At 67.9% G+C, this 22,336-nt stretch carries 22 protein-coding genes; 2 read left to right on the top strand and 20 right to left on the bottom strand.

The window, feature by feature from the left end; translation table 11 throughout:
* Positions 1–403: 403 nt before the first annotated feature.
* The 12 genes from IT347_11705 to IT347_11650 form a co-directional block, all read right to left on the bottom strand.
* Positions 404–1,159, bottom strand: coding sequence for a hypothetical protein (locus tag IT347_11705; protein ID MCC6350241.1), 756 nt, complete (start codon positions 1,157–1,159; stop codon positions 404–406).
* 77 nt (positions 1,160–1,236) lie between these two features.
* Positions 1,237–2,097, bottom strand: coding sequence for a hypothetical protein (locus tag IT347_11700; GenBank protein ID MCC6350240.1), 861 nt, complete (start codon positions 2,095–2,097; stop codon positions 1,237–1,239).
* A complete protein-coding gene (locus IT347_11695) occupies positions 2,091–4,271 on the bottom strand; it encodes a hypothetical protein (protein MCC6350239.1) in 2,181 nt (726 codons plus the stop codon). Before IT347_11695 ends, IT347_11700 begins: the two co-directional genes overlap by 7 nt.
* A 124-nt stretch (positions 4,272–4,395) precedes the next feature.
* Positions 4,396–5,346 (bottom strand): alpha/beta hydrolase, encoded by a 951-nt coding sequence (locus IT347_11690; GenBank protein ID MCC6350238.1) that lies wholly within the window; start codon positions 5,344–5,346, stop codon positions 4,396–4,398.
* 59 nt (positions 5,347–5,405) lie between these two features.
* Positions 5,406–6,629, bottom strand: a complete 1,224-nt coding sequence (locus IT347_11685; GenBank protein ID MCC6350237.1) for a hypothetical protein — start codon at positions 6,627–6,629, stop codon at positions 5,406–5,408.
* Between the two features lie 21 nt (positions 6,630–6,650).
* Positions 6,651–7,544 (bottom strand): SH3 domain-containing protein, encoded by an 894-nt coding sequence (locus IT347_11680; GenBank protein MCC6350236.1) that lies wholly within the window; start codon positions 7,542–7,544, stop codon positions 6,651–6,653.
* Between the two features lie 3 nt (positions 7,545–7,547).
* Positions 7,548–8,000 carry a hypothetical protein gene (locus tag IT347_11675; GenBank protein ID MCC6350235.1) on the bottom strand — a complete coding sequence of 151 codons (453 nt, stop codon included), beginning with the start codon at positions 7,998–8,000 and terminating at the stop codon, positions 7,548–7,550.
* A 31-nt stretch (positions 8,001–8,031) separates the two neighbouring features.
* On the bottom strand, positions 8,032–8,316 hold the full coding sequence (locus tag IT347_11670) for a hypothetical protein (protein MCC6350234.1): 285 nt from the start codon (positions 8,314–8,316) through the stop codon (positions 8,032–8,034).
* A gap of 10 nt (positions 8,317–8,326) precedes the next feature.
* Complete coding sequence (locus IT347_11665) at positions 8,327–8,998, bottom strand: hypothetical protein (protein MCC6350233.1); 672 nt, start codon at positions 8,996–8,998, stop codon at positions 8,327–8,329.
* Between the two features lie 1,618 nt (positions 8,999–10,616).
* Positions 10,617–11,678 carry a hypothetical protein gene (locus tag IT347_11660; protein ID MCC6350232.1) on the bottom strand — a complete coding sequence of 354 codons (1,062 nt, stop codon included), beginning with the start codon at positions 11,676–11,678 and terminating at the stop codon, positions 10,617–10,619.
* A gap of 101 nt (positions 11,679–11,779) precedes the next feature.
* Positions 11,780–12,211, bottom strand: coding sequence for a hypothetical protein (locus tag IT347_11655; GenBank protein ID MCC6350231.1), 432 nt, complete (start codon positions 12,209–12,211; stop codon positions 11,780–11,782).
* Positions 12,212–12,435: 224 nt separating this feature from the next.
* The gene (locus tag IT347_11650; GenBank protein MCC6350230.1) at positions 12,436–12,879 is read right to left on the bottom strand and encodes a hypothetical protein; all 444 of its coding nucleotides are present in this window, start codon (positions 12,877–12,879) and stop codon (positions 12,436–12,438) included.
* 868 nt (positions 12,880–13,747) lie between these two features.
* Here IT347_11650 and IT347_11645 point away from each other — a divergent pair.
* Entirely contained in the window at positions 13,748–15,400 is a 1,653-nt protein-coding gene (locus tag IT347_11645) for a serine/threonine protein kinase (GenBank protein ID MCC6350229.1), read from the top strand.
* Positions 15,401–15,523: 123 nt separating this feature from the next.
* Here IT347_11645 and IT347_11640 read toward each other — a convergent pair whose 3' ends face one another.
* The 5 genes from IT347_11640 to IT347_11620 form a co-directional block, all read right to left on the bottom strand.
* Positions 15,524–16,252 carry a DUF932 domain-containing protein gene (locus tag IT347_11640; protein MCC6350228.1) on the bottom strand — a complete coding sequence of 243 codons (729 nt, stop codon included), beginning with the start codon at positions 16,250–16,252 and terminating at the stop codon, positions 15,524–15,526.
* Positions 16,253–16,263: 11 nt separating this feature from the next.
* Complete coding sequence (locus IT347_11635; protein ID MCC6350227.1) at positions 16,264–16,677, bottom strand: hypothetical protein; 414 nt, start codon at positions 16,675–16,677, stop codon at positions 16,264–16,266.
* A 12-nt stretch (positions 16,678–16,689) separates the two neighbouring features.
* On the bottom strand, positions 16,690–17,181 hold the full coding sequence (gene radC, locus IT347_11630) for a DNA repair protein RadC (GenBank protein ID MCC6350226.1): 492 nt from the start codon (positions 17,179–17,181) through the stop codon (positions 16,690–16,692).
* 103 nt (positions 17,182–17,284) lie between these two features.
* Entirely contained in the window at positions 17,285–18,127 is an 843-nt protein-coding gene (locus IT347_11625) for a PD-(D/E)XK nuclease family protein (GenBank protein MCC6350225.1), read from the bottom strand.
* Entirely contained in the window at positions 18,099–18,800 is a 702-nt protein-coding gene (locus IT347_11620) for a hypothetical protein (GenBank protein MCC6350224.1), read from the bottom strand. The genes IT347_11625 and IT347_11620 overlap by 29 nt, the downstream gene beginning before the upstream one ends.
* 159 nt (positions 18,801–18,959) lie before the next feature.
* Here IT347_11620 and IT347_11615 point away from each other — a divergent pair, with 159 nt between their 5' ends.
* Positions 18,960–20,111, top strand: a complete 1,152-nt coding sequence (locus IT347_11615) for a pentapeptide repeat-containing protein (GenBank protein ID MCC6350223.1) — start codon at positions 18,960–18,962, stop codon at positions 20,109–20,111.
* Here the strand turns inward: IT347_11615 and IT347_11610 are convergent.
* Genes IT347_11610 through IT347_11600 form a run of 3 tightly spaced genes read right to left on the bottom strand, consistent with a single transcriptional unit; the run spans position 20,098 to position 22,308 of the window.
* Complete coding sequence (locus tag IT347_11610) at positions 20,098–20,847, bottom strand: hypothetical protein (protein MCC6350222.1); 750 nt, start codon at positions 20,845–20,847, stop codon at positions 20,098–20,100. The genes IT347_11615 and IT347_11610 overlap by 14 nt on opposite strands.
* The gene (locus IT347_11605) at positions 20,837–21,757 is read right to left on the bottom strand and encodes a hypothetical protein (GenBank protein ID MCC6350221.1); all 921 of its coding nucleotides are present in this window, start codon (positions 21,755–21,757) and stop codon (positions 20,837–20,839) included. The genes IT347_11610 and IT347_11605 overlap by 11 nt, the downstream gene beginning before the upstream one ends.
* Before the next feature lie 32 nt (positions 21,758–21,789).
* Positions 21,790–22,308 (bottom strand): crossover junction endodeoxyribonuclease RuvC, encoded by a 519-nt coding sequence (locus IT347_11600; GenBank protein ID MCC6350220.1) that lies wholly within the window; start codon positions 22,306–22,308, stop codon positions 21,790–21,792.
* Positions 22,309–22,336: the final 28 nt, after the last annotated feature.

Raw genomic sequence — 22,336 nt, 5'->3', positions numbered from 1 at the left:
AACGCAAAGGCGCCCAACTGTTTTCACAGTCGGGCGCTAAGGACATCCTCGTTGCGCGCTTACCGTCGGACAAACAGACTCGCGAAGAAGTGGCAACCCGCGACGATGAGGAATCCAATCAACATGAGGCTCGATCCCACCAGCCCTGTCTCCGAGCGGGCGTCTCGGGCACGCCTACTCAGCAGGAGCCAATAGAGAGCGCCACCTCCGAAGACCATCGTGCCAACGACCAAGCCCGGGAACAACAACGAACTCATACTCACTCCTGGTGCATCTGCCGCGCAGAGATTGCGCAGCATGTCTCCAGGAACGAGCGACAGAGAAGACTAGCATGCCCCGCGAAGTAATGTCAATAGATGCAGGCAGTATGCTATAGGCAAGACTGGATGCCGAACGTGAGTGGCTATGCTTTTCTACTCAGACCTCCGTGTTTGGCCACCTCGGGGACCAGCTTGGCCAGTGTCTTGAGACTGAGTCCAAGCGCGTCGACGACCTTCGCCAGCGGAGAGCCCGACGTGACGCGTTCTGCGTCAATGGCGCCAAAGGCCGTGGCGAATTCAGCGTTCCAGTTGACCATCTGCCGCAACTGCGGCAGCGTGATGTTGCCTTCAGAGAGGTAGACGCACAGTCGCAAGTAACGCAGCGCATGACGGCGGTTGAGGAGCAGCGTCCCCTCGCTCATGAGGGCGCGAGCCAGCGCGATCAAGTAGTAGATCGCCGCGAAGACGAGGGCTGCGGAGGTTGAAGCGCGGAAGATGGCCAACGTCAGCACCATGCCGTTTAGATCCTTCGCGCTCACGAGCGTCGCCGCGTGCCGGTCCAGGACCCACGCACCGTAGAAGAGCACGCCGAGGGCGACAAGGTAGGCGAGTCCGCCGGAGATGTTCAGGTAGGTGGCGCGCTCGGTCAGCTCGCTCTGCGCCTTCTCTACCAGGACATCGGTGGCGGCATGCTTCAGTGGATTCGGAACGCCGCTTGCCTGGAGGGCGTCCCGCGCCGCGATCAACACGTACTTGCGCGCGTAGACGTCGCCGCCGATCGTCCGCCATTGGTCTTCGACCCCGGTCGATGGGTTCTCCAGCCACTTGCGCAGCGCTTCGAAGGCCGCCTCCTGTTGAGTGGTCGTGGGCGCACCCTCGTTCTGCGTTTCGTTCGACATGCTCACTCCCTTACCCAACCGAGGTGGGTTGGTGTCTGGTGCAGAGGATCCGGATGGCCCCCGCGCCAGTTGCAGGCTTACGGCGCGTCGGCCTTCTTCGAAGCCAGGGCCTTCTCATCCTGGGACGCCGGTCGGATCCTGAGCAGGCTTCGCCAGTGCTTGTCCTCGAGGTATCCCAACGCCACCTCGCGCCAATGGCCGCGGTCGGCGATCCGCCGGACGATCCACCCGAGGACGAGGAGGGCGGCGAGGATCGGCCAGTCCAGCCCGGGGCGCCACTTCGCGCCGAGGCCGTACCAGTAGTCGACGATCTGCTGGAACGGCCAGACCCATCCGGTAGGCGGCTCGACACCCGCCCCGAGTCGCACGGCCGCCACGTAGCCGACCACGAGCATGAGGACGGCCACCCAGAAGATGGTCTCCGGCTCGCGGGAGTAGGCGCGGGTGGGCTCGCCGCGGCGACTCGTGATGCGCAGCCCGCCCTGCGGAATCGCCGGTGCCCACCAGCGTCGGATCCGGCGGCGGAGGTCCCAACCCGCGAGGATCAGCCGAATCTCCTCGGCGTCTTCGTTTGTCTCGCACACGACCTTCCAGGTCTCCAGTGCGCTGAAGTCGGGCGACGTCAACACGTGCCGCTCGTGTCCGCTCTCTTCGAACACCTGCCCGAAGGGACCCTGCCTTCCGCAGTAGAGTCGCACGGACTTGATGTGCCCGGCTCCATTGACGGTGCTGACCTGGATCTGGAACGGGACCTGCAAGTCGTTCGGCTCCATGTTCTGCAGCACGAAGACGTGGCGGAGCGTCCCCTCGGTCGCGCCGACGGGCACCCCCGTGGCGTAAAGGTAGATGCGGTGCCGGAGGAGGATGGTGAGCAGTCTGGCACCGAGGCCCACGAGGACGGTCGGGCTGAGAACGTAGTCGATCAGGGGCGCTAGCATCCGTCGGCCCTCGTGCGTGGATCGGCCGCAAGCTGGTCGCGCGCGGCCTTGAGGGTGGCCTCGTCCGTGACGCGGCTGACGACGCCGCCGGTCTGGACTCGGAAGTCCCGACCCCCCTCGGCCCCGCCCGGCGCGGCCCAGAGGCCGAAACCGGCGAGTGGGAAAGGTCGCCGAGGATGCGCCGGCGGCTGCTGGATGATCGGCCCTCCGGAGATGAACAGGACGGACGACTCGCGCGCATCCTCGGGATCTGCCTCGGTTCGGGGACGCGTGAAGGCGAAGTAGCTCGTCGACTCCAGCCGGCCGCGGTGCCTGGCCTCGTGATCGACGAAGCGCTCGACTCGCTCGCCCAGCGAATGCGGACGTGCCGGGTCGGCCGGGATGATCCAATCCCCGATGAGGTCGCGGAACTTCCGGCGGCCGCGCAGGTCGGGCGCGCGCTCTCCATGCTGCTCCATGGTGACGCCGAAGAGCCACTCGCACACCTGATTGGCCTCGACGATGTAGCCGTCGGCATCGACGCGAATGACGCCGCACTGGAGATTGCGGATGAACGTCGCCTGGCGAAGTCGCTCGAGCTCGCCCGTGGCGTGCCGGTTCCACCAGACGAGCAGCCCGCTCGCGGTGACGAGAAGGACGATCCCCAGGAGGCCGTAGGCGTAGACGTCCGCCGGCAGCCGCGGGGTGCGCGGCTCGAGGAGGAGGAAGCGCATCGCGCCGCCGGGCCCGCGCGCCAGCGGCAGGATGAAGACCGGGTCGGGGAACCCGCGGAGGAGGCCCAGTCGACTCCGCGCCTCAGCGGGCGTGACCCGGGCAGCGTATTGCCTCGCGAGGTCGAGGAGCCGCGCCCGGTCGCCACTGCGCGCCGGTCCCCACCGCGGCTTGTGCGGCGGGTGGCGCCGCCCATTCGCGCGAGCCGCACGCAGCAGCTCGACCTGCTCCTCGTTGGTGACATCGCCAAGCGTGGAGCCCGAGGGCACGGCCATCTGGTGCAGTTCGAAGAGCATGTTGTGCTCGGCGAGCGAGTCCAGGTAGACGGTGGTCGGAAGTCGGTAGTCGACGGCCACGATGCCGACCAGGCGACCGGGGCGCTGCCGGTATGCGGCCGAGACCGTCTGGCACATGGTCCGCACGATCCCGTTGCCGCCGAGGTCGATGTAGGGCGGAGACTCGTACCAGTCCTTGCCCTCGAACTCTTTCGAGTAGAACTGCTGCATGTAGTGCGCCGCAGCCCAGTAGCGGTTGACGCCCAGCTGGTTCGGGTCCTGCGCCGGCCAGATCCGAAGCACCGACCGGTCGGAGATGAAGTAGGCCTGCACGATCTCGGGCGCGTTCTCGTCGGCGCCGGAACGCGCGGAGTCTGGTGGCAGACAGAGCGAGAGCGCGTCTTCGAGTAGCCGCGACACGGCCACTGCGGTCAGCATCTCGTGACGGATGGAGTCCGCCACCCCCGACCTCTCCCGCGGCTCGGGGCTCGAGAGCAGCCAGCGCGGCAGAAGGAACGTCGAAGGGATCAGGAGGGTCGTGGATGCACCGAGCGACGGGAGCCTCGCGCCCAATTCGGTTCCGAACGGTCCTTGCAGGCGGACCCGGAGCGGCAACGTGCTGTCGGGAGGAATGGCGCGGACGCTGCCCAGCGGGGCATCGCGGACCATGCGAACGTGCTCCAGCGCCGACTCGGTCCAGCCTGCGGTTCGAGCGAAGCCGGCCTCGCGCCCGATGTGCTCGATCGTCGCCGAGAGCGTCGGGTCGGTGACGTCGGGGCCCGCTGCTCCTGCGTCAACCGCCGTCTCCATGAGGAGCTGGGCGGTCCGGAGTATCGCGCGTGCACGATGTCCATTGGCCGGCGCCAGGCTGTCGATGGACCACTTCGAGAGGTTCGCGTTGACCGGCGCCAGCACGGCCGAGGTCACTGCCGGGTACTCGAGGTCGGAGCGCGGTTCCGCCTGCCGCGTGATCGAGGAGACCTGCGCCTGCACGGCCTCGTAGTACTCCGTGAAGAGCAGGTATGCGGTCCGTCCGCAGAGCGCAGCGAGGGCCAGCAGGACGACGCACAGGCTGAGGATCCCCATGGCCTGGCCGGGGGCTTCGCGAGCGGTGAATCGCAGTCGCCGCGTGAACTGCCGAACAAACGCTCGCCACTGGGTGTCGCCGGGGACCGCTTCGTCAGCCATGCGACCTCTCACTTCGTTCGACGCAGCCGGGCCGGCGGCGACACGCCGCATGCTCCCGTGCGACTGAACTGTCGGAGCTTCATTGCTCAGCCCTGCCCTGCGACCGGGTTCGGGCGAGCCGTGATCATCGAAACCACTGCGACGTCAGGACTCCTCGATCGGTTCCGCGGAGGATCTGTCTCATCAGATCGAGAACCGCCGGGGTCGTGAAGTAGGCCCCGTGGTGCGGTGGTCTCGGGTCGAAGTACCGGGTGCAGTCGACTTGCCAGACGTTGTCCGGGACGCGGCCGGCGGGATCCAGGCCGCTGCGGCCGAGCCGGCGCTTGCCGAAGTGCTTGAGGCCCGCCGAGACGCCGAGGATCTCGTCCAGCCCGGTGTAGAGGACGCTGACGCGGTACGTCAGGTTGGCGATGGCATCGCCGTCGCTCCTGTCCACCGTTTCGCCGCTTGCGAACAGGTCGTTGTCGACGTCGGCCGCCACCATCAGGAGCTGGTTGAGGAGGCTCACGAGGAGCGGCTGGTTCTTGCGCGTCCAGACCGCCTGCATGGCCTTCTGCAGGACGTAGTTGCCCATGCTGTGGGCGATCATCGACGTCTTGGCGCGGCAGGCGAGCTCGGGCCGGCGCACGGCCACGGTCTGGCGTTCGACGAGCCAGTCGTAGAGCGCCTCGAGCACACCGGCCAGGTCGGGCGCGGAGGCCGCCGCATCCCCGCGGTCGGCGAGGTACTCGACCGGGCTGCCGTTCGAGGGCCAGGTGAAGAGCACGCAGGTCCCCATCGAGGCCTGGCCGGTGAAGAGGTGGTCGGCGATCGAGCGGTAGGCCCGCGCCGCGCCATCCCAAGTGTTGTTGTAGCCGTGGACGAAGAGCGTGACGTGCTTCTGCTCCTCGTGCTGCTCCATCTCGAGCAGCGGGTAGGCCCCGGCCGCTTCGGCCAGTATGCGTTGAAACGCGTCGGCGGAGACCTTCTCCCAACTGCGGAACTCCTCCACCGCCGGGCCGTCGGTGACCCAATACGACAGCGCCTTGCGAGTCCTGCCCAGGCCGTTCGGCGTCACGTTCCGATTCGAGATCATCCAGTACCGTGGCACAAGTCCCCCATCCGCTCCGGGTGCCCACACGACCGGCCGCTGGCCTACCCGTCGAGGTCGGCCTCCTCGACGTCGTTCAGGCTCATCCACTTCGTGGTCACGGGTTCGCGCAGGATGATGCTGCGAACGTGCTGATCGTGGGCGGCCTCCTTGAGGTCCGCGAGGATCAGCGCGCGCCGCTCGGGGCCGGACGGCCGGTCGGTCTGGAACGCATCATCCTGCGCGATGCGACACAGGGCCCGGTTGAACTCGTAGAAGAGCCAGCCTCCGACGCGCCAGTCGCCCCTGAGTTCGATGGCCCGGGAGAGCTCGCCCTCCGCCTGGACCCAATCCGGCTGGCGCTGGTCCTTGAGCGCGAAGCCGAGCTGGCCGTGATTGAGGTGGAAGACGTCCTGCTCGTCCGCCGCGATGAGCGCGCGGAAGATCGGGATCGTCTGCTCCATGAGCGGCTTGTCCTTGGCCCAGCTCGTGGCGCGCAGGCCCGAGGCGCGGTAGAAGATCTGCGTGCGCGTCTCGGCCCGGGCTCGCCGGATCGCCTCCGTGAGCTCGGCCTGATCGACCGTCGGGATGCCCTGCTGGCTGTCGAGTTGCTGGTAGGCGAGCGTCAGCGCCCGCGCGTCCGCCTTCGCCTGGCTCTCGAGCTCCTGGACGCGCTCCGTCGCCCTGGCGGCCGCCGTCCGGGCTTCCTTGGCCTGGGCGGCGAGGTCGGACTCGGCGAACTGCCCGGTCAGGAAGAGGCGCGTCCACAGGTACCCGAGCAGGAAGCCGCAGGTCGCGAAGTACAGGACCACGGTCAGCGCGACGGCATCGCTGCCCGTGCCGCCGCCGAAGCCCGACCTGAGGTACTCGCCGGTGCCCTTCAGGAATGCGGGCAGCGTCACGAGCTGTGTGAGTCCCACGCCGACCAGGATCTTCGTCAGCCAGTCGGAGATCTGCTCGAGGTTCGTGTTCACACGGTAGCCGGCCCCGGTCCTGTCGGTGCCGGTCGGAGCGCCGGTCTCAGGAGCGGGCGCCGGCCCGGCCGGCGCGTCGTGCTGCAGCGAGCGGGGGATGCCGAAGAGGAATCCGAGCAGGCCGCCGACCGCGAGCGAGGCGCCGGCGGTGAGCAGGCCGAAGCTGGCGATGACGCCCGCCTGCGGGAGCCTCGCGGTGCACGCCGCGTACAGGCCGAGCCCGGCCAGCCCGATGCCCATGCCCGTGACGATCGTGCCGACCGTGAAGCGGCTATCGAAGGCACGCCGTCCCTCGTCCGCCGGGATCTCGTTCATGCGTGTATTCGCCTCCTCCGCCTACTGCACCGGCGCCGCCACCACGTCCAGCCCGGTGATGGGGTGCACTTCCCAGCAGGTGGCCCGCCACAGGTTCGAGCCGTCAGGGTTCGTGTTCGTGGCGTTCTGGACGTGCTGGGTGTCGAACAGGAGCCAGCCGCGCACCTTCACCCACTTGCCGAGGATCGAGCCCTTGAGCGCGGCGGTGGACCAGTCCACGCCCCGCGTCGTGCGCATGAAGCGCCTCCAGGTCGGCGTCACCTCGACCACGAGGCGTTCGTCCACGTCGGTCGCCTCCGGGGTCTGGACGAGCTCGATGTGTGTGTCGCGCTCCTCGGCGTCCTTCGCGCGGCAGTTGCAGGTCTCGATGCCGCCGACCTTGACGTCGTGGACGTAGCCCACGACCTCCACCGCCCGGCCGGTGGACCAGCGCGTGCGGTCGTCGCCCGGATACACCAGGTCCTCGATCGGCGTGCCGACGACCGCCGACGGCGCCGGGCCGATCACCCGATTCTTGAGGCGGTTGAGTTCGCGCAGTTGCGGAAGCTGGGTGTCGCCCTCGGGCGGGCAGTCGCTGGGAGCGAAGGCGGAGGCGTCGAGGGCGCCGGCGCCGGGCGTCGGGGATTCGGTCTCGCCCCCGCTCGCGCCGGGCAGCGGGCCGGGAAAGCGGCGCACGAACGTGCGGTAGACCCAACCATCCGCGCCGTCCGCAAGTCGGACGTGGTAGTACCCAGCGCTCTGGCGCGAGCCGATGAGTGCGACGGCCTCGCCCTTGGGCAGTCGCGCCACCTCGGTCGAACCGGACTCGTGCTCCTGCCGGACGACCGCCGTCCGCGAGGTCTTGAGGTAGTCGGCGCTCGCCGGGGCGGCGAGCAGGCAGAGGGCGAGGAGGAACGTGAGACGGCCGGCGCGCACGGGCTACCTCTTCTCCGGCGGGACCGCCGCGCCGCCATCGGCCTTGCGGCCGCCGGCCACCTTTTTCGCGGCCTCCATCGACGGGACACCGGCCCCGCGAAGGTCCAGGTACTCCTGGTAGGCCGAGCTTCGCCACTTGAGGACGTCGCGGAAGAGCATGACCGCGCCCTTCGAGCCGCCCGCGATGATGCCGGCGGTGAGGAGTTGGCCCGGCCACTCGGACGTGCCCCCGAGGACGATCATCCGCAGGGCGTCGAACTCCGTGTAGCGGCAGACGAAGAACGCGACCGCTAGCGCCGTGAGCTCCTTGACGCCATTGCCGGCGAAGAGCGGCAGGAGCAGGCGGTTCTCGAAGACGACCGACAACGCGCGCTCGGCCACGAACGCCAGGATGACGATCGCGCTCAAGACCTCGAAGGTGCGCTCCCAGTCGAGGTGGAAGAGGTTGGGATCCATCTGCGGCCTCCCTGCGGGTGGGCGAGTGGGTCTAGGCGAATCGGTCCACGATGGTGAGGATCGCCCCGGCCATGCTCTCCACGTTCTTGATGATCTGGTTGAGCTTCTTGTTGCGATCATCCGCGGACTTGACGACCTTCATCAGCGTGGCCAGTTGTTCGACGTCGGCGGGGGTCGGGAAGAGCTTCTTGACCTCCGCGTCGGTCAGGCGGGTGAGCGACGAGATCGTGGCGGCCAGTTTGTCGTTGGTGCGCTTTCGGGCTGCGTCCAGTGCCTCGTCGATCTGCTTTTCGGCCTCGTCCCAGTCGATCGGCATCGCTCCGCTCCTATCTGCTGAATGTGGCCCTGGCCTTCGCGACCGCGCCCTGCATGCGCTGCCGGAAGTCCTCCGCCCTCTTCGAGGCCTCGGCGGCCTTCTCAAGGTCGCGGGAGAGGTCGTCGACGACTTCGTCCACCTCTTCGAGCACGCCCGCCACCTTCTCGTCGTGAAGTCCGAGCATCTCCAGGTACCGCCGACGATTGGCGTCCACCTCGGCCGCGGAGGCGAGGAAGCTCGTCAGCGTGCCGTTGATCGCCCGCGTCTGGTCGTACTCGCGCCCCAGCTGCGCGGCGATCGCCCGCTCGAGCTCGTCCAGCGGTGCGATCATGGACCGGCGTTGCTCGTTGATCCGGCGCTGGATCCTGGGTCCGATCCGGCTCAGGAACTCCAACCGGTCGCGGTCCGTCCCTTCGCGGCAGACGCGCGTCCAGATGGCGGCGACCGCCGGCTCGCTCATGACTTCTTCCGAGTAGGTGGGGATCCACACCTCGTCGATGTAGCGATCCACCGAAGCCCGCTTCTCGTCGAAATACCGGCCGAGCAGTGCGAGGTGGGAGACCTCGATCGCGCTGATCCGGCGCCCGAGCTCGAGGGAGAGTTCCGGGGCCTCCTTCGGGATCGTCGCGCAGCCGGTGGCAAGCCCCGCCAGGCCGATCGCGCAGGCGAGTGAGGCGAGCACGACGCGCAGTCCGTCGGCCCGCGACGAATTCCCCCGGAGTCTTTCGAAGGCAGGTTGTCTCGCGGAACGCACGCCGAGGCACATGGACACGGGAGTCCTCCCATTCCACGCCGTCACTCGGGGGTTGCGACGCCAGGACCACAACGGCTGTTGGATCGGAGCGGCCAGCGGATCCGCAAAGGCAATGGCGGATACCGGTCACCCCTATTCAGGGGCGTATCGATGTCGCCGCCCCGAACGATGCGAACTCTCCGTCCGTCCGGGCAACGGGTCAAGAGAAATATCGGGCGTGTGGACCTGCCGCGGGAATTCGGCAACGTGAACGCCGGGCGGCCGAAGTGGACGATCGCCTTGAGCGCGGACCTCTGGCGAACCGCGCGCATTCAGCACGCCGCGACCCTCACTCTTGGCCGAAGGTCAGGCGTGAGGGCGGACGCAGCAAGTTCCGAGGCGCGAATCCGAGTCACCGGCGTCGATGACCGGCGCGATGATCGTCGGTACATGCAGCATCGAAGTCGCCGACCGCGCGCAACCCGGAGGTTCATGCAGAGCGCACCGAAGCGGTCCGCCTGCAGGGGGTCGGGACGGCCAGGCTGATCCGACCGACATACCGTCTCACATGACGGCGGCCGCCCTCGACCGACGCCGGCCGCGCGGGCCGTGCTTTCGTCTCCAGACGTCGTGGGTGTGCGGATTGCCCCCGAAGCGGCGATGAACGTTCTTGGCCGGAAGGCCGTCGGCCAAGGCGGTCGAGAAGATGCGCTGGCGATCGGCCGGACCGTGTCGGCGATCGGCCCGATTCACCCGGACGGGCTCGTGCAACCTGGCTCGCACATGCGCGGGCACGGTTCGATCCTTCGCTCCCAATCAGGATGCGGATGATGCCACTCCGGCGCTGCCTCGCTGCCAGAACGGCAGAGCGCCGTCGAACTCGCGCCGGCGCGGGCTCCTCGGAGATACCCACGATCAACGCTCGAACGACGGCGCCTGCGCTCGATGCTGTCTGCCCGCCGATGCCGAATCACGAACGACTTCGGCCGTTCCCGAACGAGGGCCTCGCGCCCCCATTCCCCGACATCCGTCCCGGTCGGGGGGCCGCCCGACCGATCCGCACCGGCCGCTCGCCTCTACCCGGAACGCAGCCTACGCATGATCGGTGCCACGTTCATCCAATCTTCGCGAATGGCGACCGCCGACCGGGCTGCAGTGGCACGCGTCACGTCCACAGGCGCTTCGTTCGAGAGGATGGACTCACGTTGAGCCCACGCGCCTTACGCCGTCGTCCTTGCCGCCTTGAATCGCACTCGTGCGGAGAGTCGGCCCGACCATCGGCTCGCCGGTGGGCATCGCGCGGGGCGCCGGGCTCCCGCCAGGTCCGGCATGCGTCGCGCGACACGGGACATGGGCCAAAGGAACCATGGACGGTCGAATCCGAATTCCGCAGAATTGCCCGACGTGGCGGTGTCTTCCCCCCGACCGCCACCCTGGGGCGGGCTCGGCGCTTGGCGATCGAGGCCCGCCCCCTTCGACTTCTGCCGCCTGCCCCATCCGGATGGCGTCGTCGAGGGCCCGATCGCGCGGAACGCACTTCCCGCAGCGCGGGTGGACGCCACGTTCCTCACCTGAGCACCACGACGCGCCTGCATCCTCGCCGGGATCGGCCGGGGTCGCGGACGAAGTACACGCCGCGGGGCAACGGTTGCGTCGGGCCGTTGCCAGATCCGTTCAGATTCGGGTAGCCCCGTCCACTCCAGATCCTCCGGCCCATCGCGTCATACCACTCCTCTTCCGACGCCTCGCCGAGGATTCCCGGAGGGCCGGGCCAGTACGCCTGGCTCATCCCGAGCGCTGTGGGGCTCACGGGGTCCGCCCCGCCGCCGGGCGGCAGAAGCGAGCGCACGGCCTCGGCAGCGGCTGCCCAGAATCCACTGGCCGGAGAGCCCGCGCACCCGAGCCGCAGTCCGCCTCGCTCGATCCAGTCCACGTAACCGACCAGCTCCGCCGAACTTGCGCCGCGCTCACGCAGGAGGGCGCGCTCGAGCGAATCCACCGCGTGCCACCGCTCGGCCAGCGACCTCTCCTGTCCCTGAGACTCCCAGGCGATAGAATCCACTGGCGGCCCGAGGCGCAGGTGAAGACGCAGAGCGGCGCGTTCCGTACGCTCGAGCGCACGCTGCAACCCGGTGAGCGACTCGATCAAGGGAGCCTCCGGCGCGGATACCCGAATCGCGAGCTCAAGGCCCCCATTCCCGTACGAAACCACGCTATCCAGACAGGCCGCGAGCGCCTCGCAGCTGCGTGGTGGACCGGCTGATCCGGGCCGCGGCATGCGGTAGGCCGCGAGCATTCCCCGAACGCTCGGCACAGGCCCATCCGACTCGATCATCGTCGGATGCGTCGATGGCGCCTCTGCGGATGCCGCCGAGGCGGCCCGTGCGGACAGGCAATGCCGCAGCAACCGAATCAATACCAGCGTCGCCGTCTGCCACCGCCGCTCGAAGGCCAGCGCCTGCGTCCGCTGCGCTGCCGAGATCCCGAGTGTCGCGGTACTGGTGTCGGACACGCCGAGGCGAAGCACCAGGTCCTCGTATCGCGCCTCGAGCGTGCCTGCGTCGCCCACGCGTGCAATGGCGAGCAGGGCCAGCCCGATGCCGCCGCCGACTCCGACCAGCCTGTGCATGGCGTCAGCCCTCGCCGGCCGCCTCCCCGGCGGCGTGGTGCAGGTTCGCGCACGGCGTGCCGTGCCCGCACCACGGGCCGCCCGAGGGGGTCGGGGGAGGCCTAGCAGTCCACCTCGGGGCTGAACGAACAGCTGGCCTGCGTGCCCGAGACGCAGTTGCTGATGGGCGAACGATTGCCCGCGGCATCGAAGTGGAAGATGACGTAGTAGTAGGTCTGCTCGCAGGTCAGGCCCGTGATCTGGCGGCAGTCCCCGGTGCCGTTGCTGCCGGCCGGCGTTCCGGTCGCGACCACCGTCGCCGACTGCCAGTTCGTATCGGTGATCGTCGAGCTTGAGCGACGAATCTCGTACGAGCTCGCCGTGCCGGTGTTGCAGTCGTTCCCCGGATCGGTCCACTCCAACACCGCCGTCGTCTTGCCGGTCCCGACCGCGAGGTTCGTCACCTTGGCCGGCGCACAGTCGTCGGCCAGCGCCTGCGTCGCGAACATCACGAGAATCGAGAGCGACAGTACAGACAGCATCAGCTTGCGCATGGGTAGTCCTCCACCCGACCGCGTCCAGGCGCGGAGGGTCTGTCGGCGGCCATGTCGAGGGGCCGCAGCTGTGGTTCCTTGGCTTCAAGGGTAGTGCGGGGCCCCGGGTCTGCCCGGTACTTCACCCGGTTTGTCCGATCACTTCGTCGAGCGTCGTGTCCGGTTGCGCCCGGACGAGATCGGCGCGGGCCGGGCCGATCGCACCCCGCCCGCGCCGGCGCCTTCTAGCAGTCGGAGATCTGCTGCGAGTTGCAGGGGTCGATCGTGCCGCTCGGCGAGTTGCTGACCGGCGAGCGGTTCCCGGACTCGTCGGTGAAGGTGATGGCGAAGTAGTAGGTCGAGTTGCAGCCGAGGAGCGTGGCGTTGTAGGGCGCGTTGCAGTCGCTGGTCCCGGCCGAGCCGGCCGGGCTGCCCGTCGCGAGGACGGAGGCGCTGTAGTAGTTCTCCTCGGTGATCGGCGAGCTCGACACCCGGATCTCGAACGAAGTCGCCGTCCCGGTCGAGCAGTCGTCGCCGGGGTCGGTGAAGGTCAGCCGGACGGAGTGGAAGCCGGTGTTCGACACCGTCAGGTCCGTCACCTTGGCCGGGGCGCAGACGTCGGCCATGGCCTGCGACGCGAGCAGCGTGAGGGCGGACAGCGAGAAGACGGCGATCAGGAACCTGCGCATGGGCGATCCTCCGCCGACCTGGCACGCGCCCGGCCGGCATGCTGGCGGCCCGATCGGGCCGCCACCCGTGGCTTCCCTGCCTGGACTCGGGCATGTCTTGCCAGAATCCACTGTGAGCGCCGGGGGGATGTCTCGCACCGCTGTCGTTGTCTCGCGCACACCTGTTGCGCCTGCACACCGACGTGATCCGGGGGCGGTCCACATTCGGGGTGGGGAACCTGTCGGTAGACGCCCCACGCGGCCGTGACCGATTGGATCCCGAGGTCGGTGTACTCGATGAGGTCGATGGCTCCTCGGCCACGTGACAGGAAATGTTCACAGGAAGTGTGACCGAGTATTGTGGCCCGCACTGCGCGAGCTGAAATCGTATACAGTGCAATACCGCCATTGCGAACTGGTCCCGCCTGAAACGAACATCGGCGGGGCCCCGCTGCCCACCTCGGCCGGCAACGACCGGCCAGCGCACCTTGGCGACGGTAAGCGGGACCGTCAGGTGAAGGCGGCCCCAGCGGCTGAACGATCTAGTTGAGCGAGAGCCCCTCGCGGAACGCCTACGTGAGCCGCAGCGTTGCCTCCGTCTGCTGCCGCGACTGGCACCGGCCGAGGGAGGCCGTGGAGGCATTGGGGAGCGCCCAGGCGGACCGGGGAACGAACTCGGGTTGCCCAAGTCGTCGCTTCGAGTCGCCACGACCCGGGCGTCGCGGGGCAGACGCTGGGGTGGGACGCGGACGGCGAGCCCAGCATGTCTGCCTCAAGGCTATGCGCAGCCTCTTCCGCGGCCCGCGCAGATGTGTGGCAGGCGCCGGACATGCACCGATGGCACCAGTCGAGCCACACCTCGAGTTCGATGTGGCGGCGAGGCGACGAAATGCGCAGACTGCGCGGCCATGCCACCTTCGGAGACTGGACACAGGCGCGCTGTACCGACGCCCCCATCGTGAGGTCGCTGATGCAGCCGGGCTCGACGGTTGACAAGCGGTTCTTGATCACGCGGAGCGTCCGACTCGGGGCGCACTCTTCGGTCTACGAGGCGTACGACCTGCACGTCGACCAGACTGTCGCCCTGAAGGACTACCGGCCGCTTGTGGAAACAGCTTGGGATTCGTCGTTCGCGAAGGTCGTGATGGACACTTACCAAGCGTTTGCGCGAATCCACTCCCCCCACGTCGTAGGCGTCGTCCACGTCGGTGAGAGTGAGGGAGCCCCCTACGTGGCTCTTGAATGGGTGGACGGCTCCTCTCTGCAGCGGCTCCTGGCCGCGAGCGGGCCGCTGCCGATCGAGGCGGCAGCTCGTCTCGCGCGATCCATGGCATTCGCGATTCGTGAGGTCCACGCCGCTGGGTTCGTGCACCGGGACATCAAGCCCGGCAACGTCCTCGTTCCAAGGCGTGACGGCACCTCCGCCTTCACAGAGGCTAAGCTCGCGGACTTCGGAATCGCCGGCCGGTTGCAGCGCGAGACCTCACTCACGGTCACCGGCCAAGTCTTTGGGACCCCGGCCTACATGTCTCCCGAGCAACTTCTCGGCGAAGCACAGGGTCCTGCCGCAGATGTCTACGCCTTCGGCCTGGTACTCTTTGAGGTTCTCGGTGGCGTCCGGCCCTATGTCGGCGATACCTACGCCGAGGTCGTAGCCAAGATCCTCAACTCGCCACCACCCAAGTTAGCACGGGAGGGTTTGCCTGAGGCCTGGCATGAGCTCATCCGAAGATGCTTGCAGAAGGATCCGGCGAAGCGACCCCACGACGGTTCAGCCTTGCTGGACATGATCGAGGCTCTCCCCGTAGCTCAGTGGTTCGATCCGCCAATGGCGTTCGCGCCAGCAACTGCACCATCTGCCTCGGCACCCGCTGCTGCGCGGCGAGATCTGCCTGAGGTCCCGGCGAAGCCAGAGACTGTTGGCTTGGACAGGACGCTCGTACTTGCCGCTCCCCATCGCGGCAGCTTCTCGAAGTCGTTTTCCGACCGCTTAGGGCGGATGCCGCTGGTTCTAGTGTCGCTGCCGATTCTGATGCTCGCATTCGTCTTCATCGCGTGGGTCACTCCCCGTACCAATCTCCAACGAGTTGCGCGAGGCGTGATTCCTCCGATGCTCCTCGCGGGTGCTGGGGTTGCCAGCATCGCCGTGTTCCGAGGTTGGATCGCTCGCAAGCGTTCAGAGAATCAACAAGTCGCGACTGCGCTACTGTCGAGAACCCGCAATGTGACGAGCCTGTCTGACTCGATCGCGATTGAAATTCGTTCGCTGCTGGCACAGTGCGAAAGGGCAGACGAGAGGATCCTGACCCTAAGCATGGCGGCAATGGTCACGGAGTATAGGCACTCGACGAGTTCAGGCGAGCGCCAAGATGCACTCATGAAGGCGGTCGAGATCCTCGACAAACTCAGTTCGAAGCTCTCGCCCTGGTATGTGCGCCGCGAGAAGCAGATTGCCTTTCTCTTGACGTTGGTCACGCTGGCGTCGGCGACCGTCGGATTGGTACAAGCCCTGATCGCCTTGGCGGAACAGCGTGCGCTTTAGGGCGAGCGGGCTGGTGTCCTGTTCGGAACAAGTTGGGTTGGCATGCACTTGCTTGTCGGCGAACCGGACGAAGGACGGCAGCAAGCGGGGCCATCCATCGCTGGACGGCCCCGGTGAAACGAACTAGTTGAGCGAGAGCCCCTCGCGGAACGCTTTCGTGAGCCTCAGCGTCCCCTCCATCTGCTGCCGCGGGTGGCGGCTGGCGATGGTGGCGGTGAAGGCGTTGAAGAGCGCCCAGGCGCTGCGCGGTTCGAACTCGGGGTTGTCGAGGTCGTCGAAGTTCTCGATGACCTTGGGAAGCTGCGAGGCCGGCAGGGCGCCGCTGCGCAGCGCCAGGACCATCAGGTGGTGCGAGAGCGCCACCGTCAGCGTCCGCCGCTTCATCTGCTCGATCTCCGCCGCCAGGTTCTCCTTCATCGCCGACACCGACGTGAGCATGTCGTAGATGAGGCTCGGCAGGTCGCGGAAGACGTTCGCGGTGTGCTTGCGGGACACTTTGGTCTCGCCGTGGAAGGCCAGGTTGTCGCAGACGAAGACCCTGGAGCCGGCCACGAGCTGAACGCTGAGCGAGCGGTCGTAGCTGGACCGGAGCCCCACGGCCAGGCCCCAGTCGCTCGCGTTCCCGTTACGGCAGGTGAGCACTCCGAACATCTGGTTCCCGTGGCGAGCGAGCGCGTAGCGCTCGTCCACGACCGCGAGCCCGATGCGCGGCAGGTGCAGGTGGACCTCTTCGACGAGACGCCCGTAGGGCACCGGGACGTAGGACTCGGTGGGCTCGGGGACCTCGACCGAGGCGAGATCGCCCCGGGTGGCGGCCCAGCCGCCGCGGTGAACGGTGAGTGAGCTGGACATGACTTCCTCCTTCAGGGTGCGGCTTTCGCGGGGGCCGGTGGAACGGGCGTGGACGTGAGCTCGCTGGCCACGGCCCAGACGATCTCGGTGACGTATTCCTCGAAGACGCGGCCTCCTTCCCAGCGGATCCGCCAGCGCTCGAAGCCCTCGCCCTGGAACTCGATCGTCGCGCCGTCGGCCAGGGAGGCAGCGAGTGCCACCCACAGTCGGCGGGCCTCGTCGTCGTGCCAGTGGTCACCCTGGAAGTGCGAGACCTCCAGCGACCAGTTGGCGTCCTTTGGTGGGTTGCTTCGGCAGACGGGCGAGACCTGCAGGTGGTAGGGACTCGCCCACGGATCGGCATTGACGATCTCCGCCGCGGCCTCGGCGGCCTCGCGGCTGCGGCACCGCAGGTCCGCGTCCTCGAGTTCGACGGTGTAGCCCATGGGGCACCTCCTTCAGAGCAGCTGGCGCGAGCGGAACGAGACGACACCGCGAGCAGCGACGATGACGTGATCGAGGACGCCGATGCCGAGGAGTTCCCCGGCTTCGACGAGGCGCTTGGTGATCGAGAGGTCCTCCTCGGACGGTTCGGGATCGCCCGAGGGGTGGTTGTGCACGAGCACCACTGAGGCGGCCGAGGCCAGCACGGCCGGCTTGAACACCTCGCGCGGGTGAACGATCGAGGCATTCAGCGATCCGACGCTGACCGTCTCGACGGCGTCCACCTCGTGGCGGGCGTTCAGGAGCACGACCAGGAAGTGCTCTCGCTCGAGCCGCTTGAGGCGCGGCAGCAGCCTGACGACATCCTCCGGGCCGCGGATCGGGACGGGCTTCCTCCCCCGATAGCGGCGGCGGGTGAGTTCACGGACGTACACCGGGCTTCTCCAGCAGGGGCGGGAATGAAGAAGGGCCCCGCAGCAGAGACGCGACGGAGCCCCGGGTGGAATGAAACGAACGTGGGACTAAGGGAAGGTGCGACGAGTCGCGGACGCTTCGGCCGATCAACGGCCGTCCGTGGCCCCCGATAGCACGCGACGACCCCTTCGGGCCTTACGCGCCAGCGATCTCGCCGACACCTTCCCCGTCTTCGATGACGATGATTTCGTCGTCCTGGGGCAGCGGCCAGGTACCGCGCCACTGCTGGCAGTGGGCGAAGTACTCGCACTCGGTGCAGCGCCAGGACGGGTTGGGGAAGTAGTGTTCGGTCTCGATGGCGAGCGAGACCTCGCGGATGAGCCGGGCGGTCCAGGACAGATCCTCGAGCGAGCGGGTGGTCTCGTGCCGCTCGAGTCGGGGCTTGGCGGTCTTGAGCAGCATGTCCAGCCGGAGCTTCGGCATCCGCTCGTGAAGGAGCAGGAACGCGAGGGCGTAGGTGGACAGCTGCAGGTGGCGCTCCAGGCCGCCGGACTCGAGTGTCCGGCCGGCGGTCTTGAGGTCCACGAGAACGTCACCTTCCTCGATGAGGTCGATGATGCCGCGCAAGCGGACGTCGAGGAGTTCCCCGGTCTCGGGATCGGCGAGGTCCAGTTCCCAGCCCTGCTCGACCGCGATCGGCTTCACGCCATTCGTGGATTCCACGTAGAGCTGGAGCATGGCCCGTCCCTTCTCGGCGAGACCCTCGCGGGACTCGCGCTCGGAGAAGACGAGCGGCTCCGTGTTCTGCGCGTACCAGTCGGCGTCGAAGACCTGGACGACTTGCGTCAGCTCAGGGCTTCGTCCGGCGAGCCGTTCCTTGTGGAACCACTCGACGGCGGCGTGGACCGACGTGCCGAAGGCCATGGCGGCGACGCGCCACGGTCTCGGGATCTTCTCCACGTACTGGAAGCGGTACTTGAGGGGACAGCCGAGGTAGGCGTTGACCTGGCTAACGCTGAGGACGCGCGTCGGCTCCATTCCCGCCTCCCGCTCTGGCGGGGACGGGGTTCAGCAGCCGATCGATCATCTGCGTCGCCGCGACCTTGGTGATCCCGGTCAGGGCGTCGACCTCGAAGAGCTCCCGGAGGCGCTCCTCGGCGGCCTCGCGCTGGTAGCCCTGCCCCGCGAGGATGCGGAACAGGTACCGGCGCTGGGCCTCGCTCATGCGCTCGTCGCCGTTGCCCGCGGACGCGGGGCGGGCGGGAGCACTGCTGCGCGGGCGCGCAGCCGGCGGGGCCGTGCGGGTGTGGCGCGGAGGCCGGGGCGGCGAGGCACCCGGTCCGGGGTTCGAGCCTCGGTCCAGGCGGACGCCGTCCAGCTCCTCGAGGGAGATGACGCCGACGTTGACGGCGTCGCGGAGGGCGCGGGCCTTTGCCCGGGTCTCGGCCACGCGGATCAGGTGCGGGACGAGGAAGTCCTCGACGTTGCCGGGGTCGGCGTCGCCGAGGCCCTCGTAGCGCCCGCGCTCGGTCTCGACGGTCGCCTTGACGATGCACTGGCGGCCGTTGTCCTCCGAGGGCTGCAGGAGCAGTTCGGTGGCGATGGACTTCAGGCCCTCCTCGTGGGCCATCTTGAGGAGTTCCGCGTAGGCGACGCCTTCGCGGGCTTCGGCGGGGTCCCCGTTACGGGGAGGTGGCGGTTGGGCCTTCATGGGAAGGCCTCCTTGTCAGGGGGCGGGTGGTGCGGCAACAATCCAGAGTCGCGGTTGGCAGTCTAATTCGCCACCGAGGTGTCTTGTAGGGGGGCTGACGCGCGCCTCCACGCACCAGCCTGTGGACGAATCGCGCCAGGCCATCTCAGGGAGCAGCGAGTGAAGCGTCGCGCACGCAACACCCAGCAGGTGCCTGATCGGCGCGCTCCCACGGGCGTGCCCGACGCTGGGCCGGAGTTCGTGAACCACGGGCCGGACGGGAGGCGTTGCGAATACGTCTTCCTGGTCGACGTGCAGATCAACCGGGCGGAACCGAGTGGTCAGGTTCGACTCCTGCTGCCCCGGGGCCGGAAGTGCGGATTGCCTCAGGATCGAGCCGGCGACAGGCTCTGCTACTGGCACAGGAGCGACCCCGACAAGGCCGGCGACCTGGACCTGAAGGCACGCCTCGAAGCGGCCGTGAAGCAGGGCGTCTACTTGGGCGGCGCATTCCTGAGCGGCGGCGGGCCCGGCACGCACCTCGACGGGCCCCACGGTCCGCTCGATCTCTCCGGGGCCGTGCTCGACGTCGCCTACCTTCCAGGCGCGTACCTGCAGGGCACGATCCTCAGGGGCGCAAGCCTGCGATCGGCCCACCTCGAGGCGGCCTTCTGCGCGGCCACCGACCTGTCGGGGGCCGACCTCATGGGCGCCCACCTGTTCGGCTGCGACTTCGAGGGATCCGTGCTGGCCGGCGCGGAGTTCTGGGACGCGGAGCTCGACAACGGCACGCGGCTGGATGGCGTCGATTGGGGGCGGGACCACATCCTCGCGACCGAACGCAAGGGGTTGCACTCGAATGCCGAGACGGCGTACCGCGGCCTGAAGCAGCACCGGCAGGACGCCGGCGACTACCACGCGGCAGGGGAGTTCTTCTATCGCGAGATGGAGAGCATCCGCCGCCAGCTTTCCTGGCGCCGGCGGCTGGTCTGGACCATCTTCTTCAAGTCGCTCTGCGGGTACGGGGAGCGCCCGACGTGGACGTTTCGATGGGCGCTCGGGGTCATCCTCGTCTGGGGCCTCGTCGTCTTCCCGCTGGCCGGGATCAGGAACCCGGATGCGACGCGGACGGTGCTGACCTGGCCGTTGACGCTGCGCCCTTTCCTCGACGGGCTCTCGCTGAGCCTGATCACCTTCGCTACTCTCGGCTACGGCAACCGCTATCCCACGGGCGCCGCTGGAGAGTACCTCGCGGGCTGCGAAGCCCTGCTCGGCATCCTGCTCTCGAGCCTCTTCGTCGTGAGCTTCGCGAAGAAGGTCATCCGCGGCTAGCAGTCGTGCGTGTGTCATCCGGCTGCGCGACACGCGTCGCGTCGATTGCAGACAGGACCTCATCCGGCGTGAGCAAGTACTTCTCGACGAGGGGCCGGTACCCGATCCAGAGCTTCTCAATCTCCGCGAGCATCCGGCTCGTCTTCACCCAGCAGTAGTGTACGGATCCATCCGGGAATGGCAGCTTAAACAGGATGCCGTAAGGCAGGTCCGACACTGCTCCCCGCCTGATGAGAAAGTACGCCACGGTCGTCGATGCCTCGACCTCGAGCCGCGTGAGCGGCCCGGCGAAGTGTCGGGACACGAGATCGAGATCCACGCGCCATCGCCGACCGCGTCGATGCCCAAGCTCGTACAAGCCCTCCGGTCCGCTCGGCCAGGTTCGAAAGGCGAGCAGTCCCTGATGGCGCAGCCACCCGAACCGCACCCGCCGGATGGTGCGGCGTATCAATCGTTCGAGGATTCTTTCCAGCGTCGGCTGCGCCTGCTCGAGCGCTGCGCCAAGATCCGTGAGGCGCAGCCCACCAAGCGTCCGGTGGGAAGGGTGCTCGCCACCGTCGGTCAGGTGCGCGTCGAGCACGCCCGAACGCCCACCAAGGTGAATCGTCAGGTGTTTCGACTCCCCTTTGACCTGGACGATCACCTTCTCGTCCCGAGTGAAGATCAGGACGACGGGGCCGAAGTCCAGGATGCCCGGCTCGCCCGCCGTACGCGTCGAACTTGAGTCAATCGTCATCGCCGTGCGGCCGAGTTGGCGCCTGTGGCTCTCGAGTGATGAACAGCTCGAGGGCACAGAGGTATGCGATCTCCTGAGCGATCGCGAGCCCCGAGTACCCCGGGAGGTCGAAGCGCGAAAGCCACACGTCGCATTCGACGCGCCCGTCCGGACCATCCCCCACCCACACCCGACCGCCTTCGTGGGTCGCGTGCTGGAGCGCCTCGAGGCGCTCTTCGAACGATGCACCCGGTGGAGGCTCGGGTCGAGTGAGGCCCATGCGCGCATGCGGCGGATGGCCGGCGCGGGCGGCGAGTTCGGAGGTGCGGCGATGAATCGGATTCAATGCCAGCTCGGCTTCAACCTCGAGGCCGGTCACCCAGTCCTGCACGAGTTCTGCCCGCTCCGCATCGGCCAGGGATTCGAATTCTTCCGGGGACAGGTTGAGTTCCGCCGGGCTGAAGGAAGCCACCCGCTCCCGTACCACTTGGCCCCCGAGGACCTCCCCGATGATGCCGTCGAGGATCGAGCTCTCGGTCTGCTCGGAGAGCGCATTGAAGTACATCGAGGAGACGACGACGTACGGGAAGCCGTTCGCACGCGCGACGGCCAACTTGAGTCGAATCAGCCGTCCGTGCTGCGCCGATGTGGGCAGCGTGGACTCATACGAGTCGCCGATACTGATGCCCTCACCGAGTTCGTCGAACTCGACGCACAGCCGCGGCGCGCCGTCGCGCTCGCAGAGCGTGTAGGGAATGCTGGAGGACGTGAGGGCGGTTCGGAAGTTCGCGTCTGCCACGAGACCAAGATCGAACACGGCCTCGAATGGCAGGTTATAGAAGATCCGGTGCGAGCCGCCCCAGGCCCGACTTAGGGCCTCGAAACTGGCGCGCTGTTGTTCCGTAAGGAAGACGTGGCGGCGGGCGGGCACTCTGGCCTCCTATGTCGGCGGATCGAGCGAGGCTACGGGGCCGAACCGGTGGTGGCAAGCGCCAAGGCATCGAACGCGTGGAGCCAGTACCGCTCTTTGGCCGTGAGCCAGAGCGCCGGCGTCTTGGGCCTCTGCGGCGCGAGTGCAGCTAGTTCGCCGAACCCGCTCGCCACGAGCCTCTGCGCCACCTCGTACTTGGTCGCCCTAGGGTTGCCCGTGACCGCCGCGCGCACCTGCTCGGGTGTGCGCTCCCCCACCTCGAGCCCGAGTTCCTTCGCCCTCTCGTGGAGCTCGCGCGCCAGCGTCGTGAGTACCGCGCCGCGTTCGGTCGCGATCAAGTACGGCGCCTCGATGGCCACGACCTGCGGCGCGTGCCGCTCGATGTAGCGGAAGACCACGCGACGTGCCTGGCCGATGACGTCGTACGGCCGCTCGCCGTTCTTGAGCTCGTGGACGCCGTAGGCGAGCAGCTCTCGGCCACGCAGCACGGCCGCGCCGAGGAAGCGCGTACCGGGATCGAGGCCAAGGATGGTGGGCGGATTCGTGTGCATTGACGGGTGAGGGAATCGAAGGCCCTCC

The sequence above is a fragment of the Candidatus Eisenbacteria bacterium genome (genome assembly GCA_020847735.1).
GTDB lineage: Bacteria > Eisenbacteria > RBG-16-71-46 > RBG-16-71-46 > RBG-16-71-46 > CAIXRL01.
The sequence above is the reverse complement of the archived record's forward strand: the minus strand, read 5'-3'. Positions and strand labels throughout refer to the sequence as shown.

What these genes read in the sequence shown, in the direction of transcription:
- IT347_11695 (MCC6350239.1), bottom strand. Translation starts at nt 4,271, where the DNA reads ATGGCTGACGAAGCGGTCCCCGGCGACACCCAGTGGCGAGCGTTTGTT.
- IT347_11705 (MCC6350241.1), bottom strand. Translation starts at nt 1,159, where the DNA reads ATGTCGAACGAAACGCAGAACGAGGGTGCGCCCACGACCACTCAACAG.
- IT347_11625 (MCC6350225.1), bottom strand. Translation starts at nt 18,127, where the DNA reads ATGGAGCCGACGCGCGTCCTCAGCGTTAGCCAGGTCAACGCCTACCTC.
- IT347_11660 (MCC6350232.1), bottom strand. Translation starts at nt 11,678, where the DNA reads ATGCACAGGCTGGTCGGAGTCGGCGGCGGCATCGGGCTGGCCCTGCTC.
- IT347_11690 (MCC6350238.1), bottom strand. Translation starts at nt 5,346, where the DNA reads ATGATCTCGAATCGGAACGTGACGCCGAACGGCCTGGGCAGGACTCGC.
- IT347_11700 (MCC6350240.1), bottom strand. Translation starts at nt 2,097, where the DNA reads ATGCTAGCGCCCCTGATCGACTACGTTCTCAGCCCGACCGTCCTCGTG.
- IT347_11610 (MCC6350222.1), bottom strand. Translation starts at nt 20,847, where the DNA reads ATGACGATTGACTCAAGTTCGACGCGTACGGCGGGCGAGCCGGGCATC.
- IT347_11645 (MCC6350229.1), top strand. Translation starts at nt 13,748, where the DNA reads ATGCGCAGACTGCGCGGCCATGCCACCTTCGGAGACTGGACACAGGCG.
- IT347_11640 (MCC6350228.1), bottom strand. Translation starts at nt 16,252, where the DNA reads ATGTCCAGCTCACTCACCGTTCACCGCGGCGGCTGGGCCGCCACCCGG.
- IT347_11600 (MCC6350220.1), bottom strand. Translation starts at nt 22,308, where the DNA reads ATGCACACGAATCCGCCCACCATCCTTGGCCTCGATCCCGGTACGCGC.
- IT347_11675 (MCC6350235.1), bottom strand. Translation starts at nt 8,000, where the DNA reads ATGGATCCCAACCTCTTCCACCTCGACTGGGAGCGCACCTTCGAGGTC.
- IT347_11670 (MCC6350234.1), bottom strand. Translation starts at nt 8,316, where the DNA reads ATGCCGATCGACTGGGACGAGGCCGAAAAGCAGATCGACGAGGCACTG.
- IT347_11685 (MCC6350237.1), bottom strand. Translation starts at nt 6,629, where the DNA reads ATGAACGAGATCCCGGCGGACGAGGGACGGCGTGCCTTCGATAGCCGC.
- IT347_11620 (MCC6350224.1), bottom strand. Translation starts at nt 18,800, where the DNA reads ATGAAGGCCCAACCGCCACCTCCCCGTAACGGGGACCCCGCCGAAGCC.
- IT347_11655 (MCC6350231.1), bottom strand. Translation starts at nt 12,211, where the DNA reads ATGCGCAAGCTGATGCTGTCTGTACTGTCGCTCTCGATTCTCGTGATG.
- IT347_11650 (MCC6350230.1), bottom strand. Translation starts at nt 12,879, where the DNA reads ATGCGCAGGTTCCTGATCGCCGTCTTCTCGCTGTCCGCCCTCACGCTG.
- IT347_11635 (MCC6350227.1), bottom strand. Translation starts at nt 16,677, where the DNA reads ATGGGCTACACCGTCGAACTCGAGGACGCGGACCTGCGGTGCCGCAGC.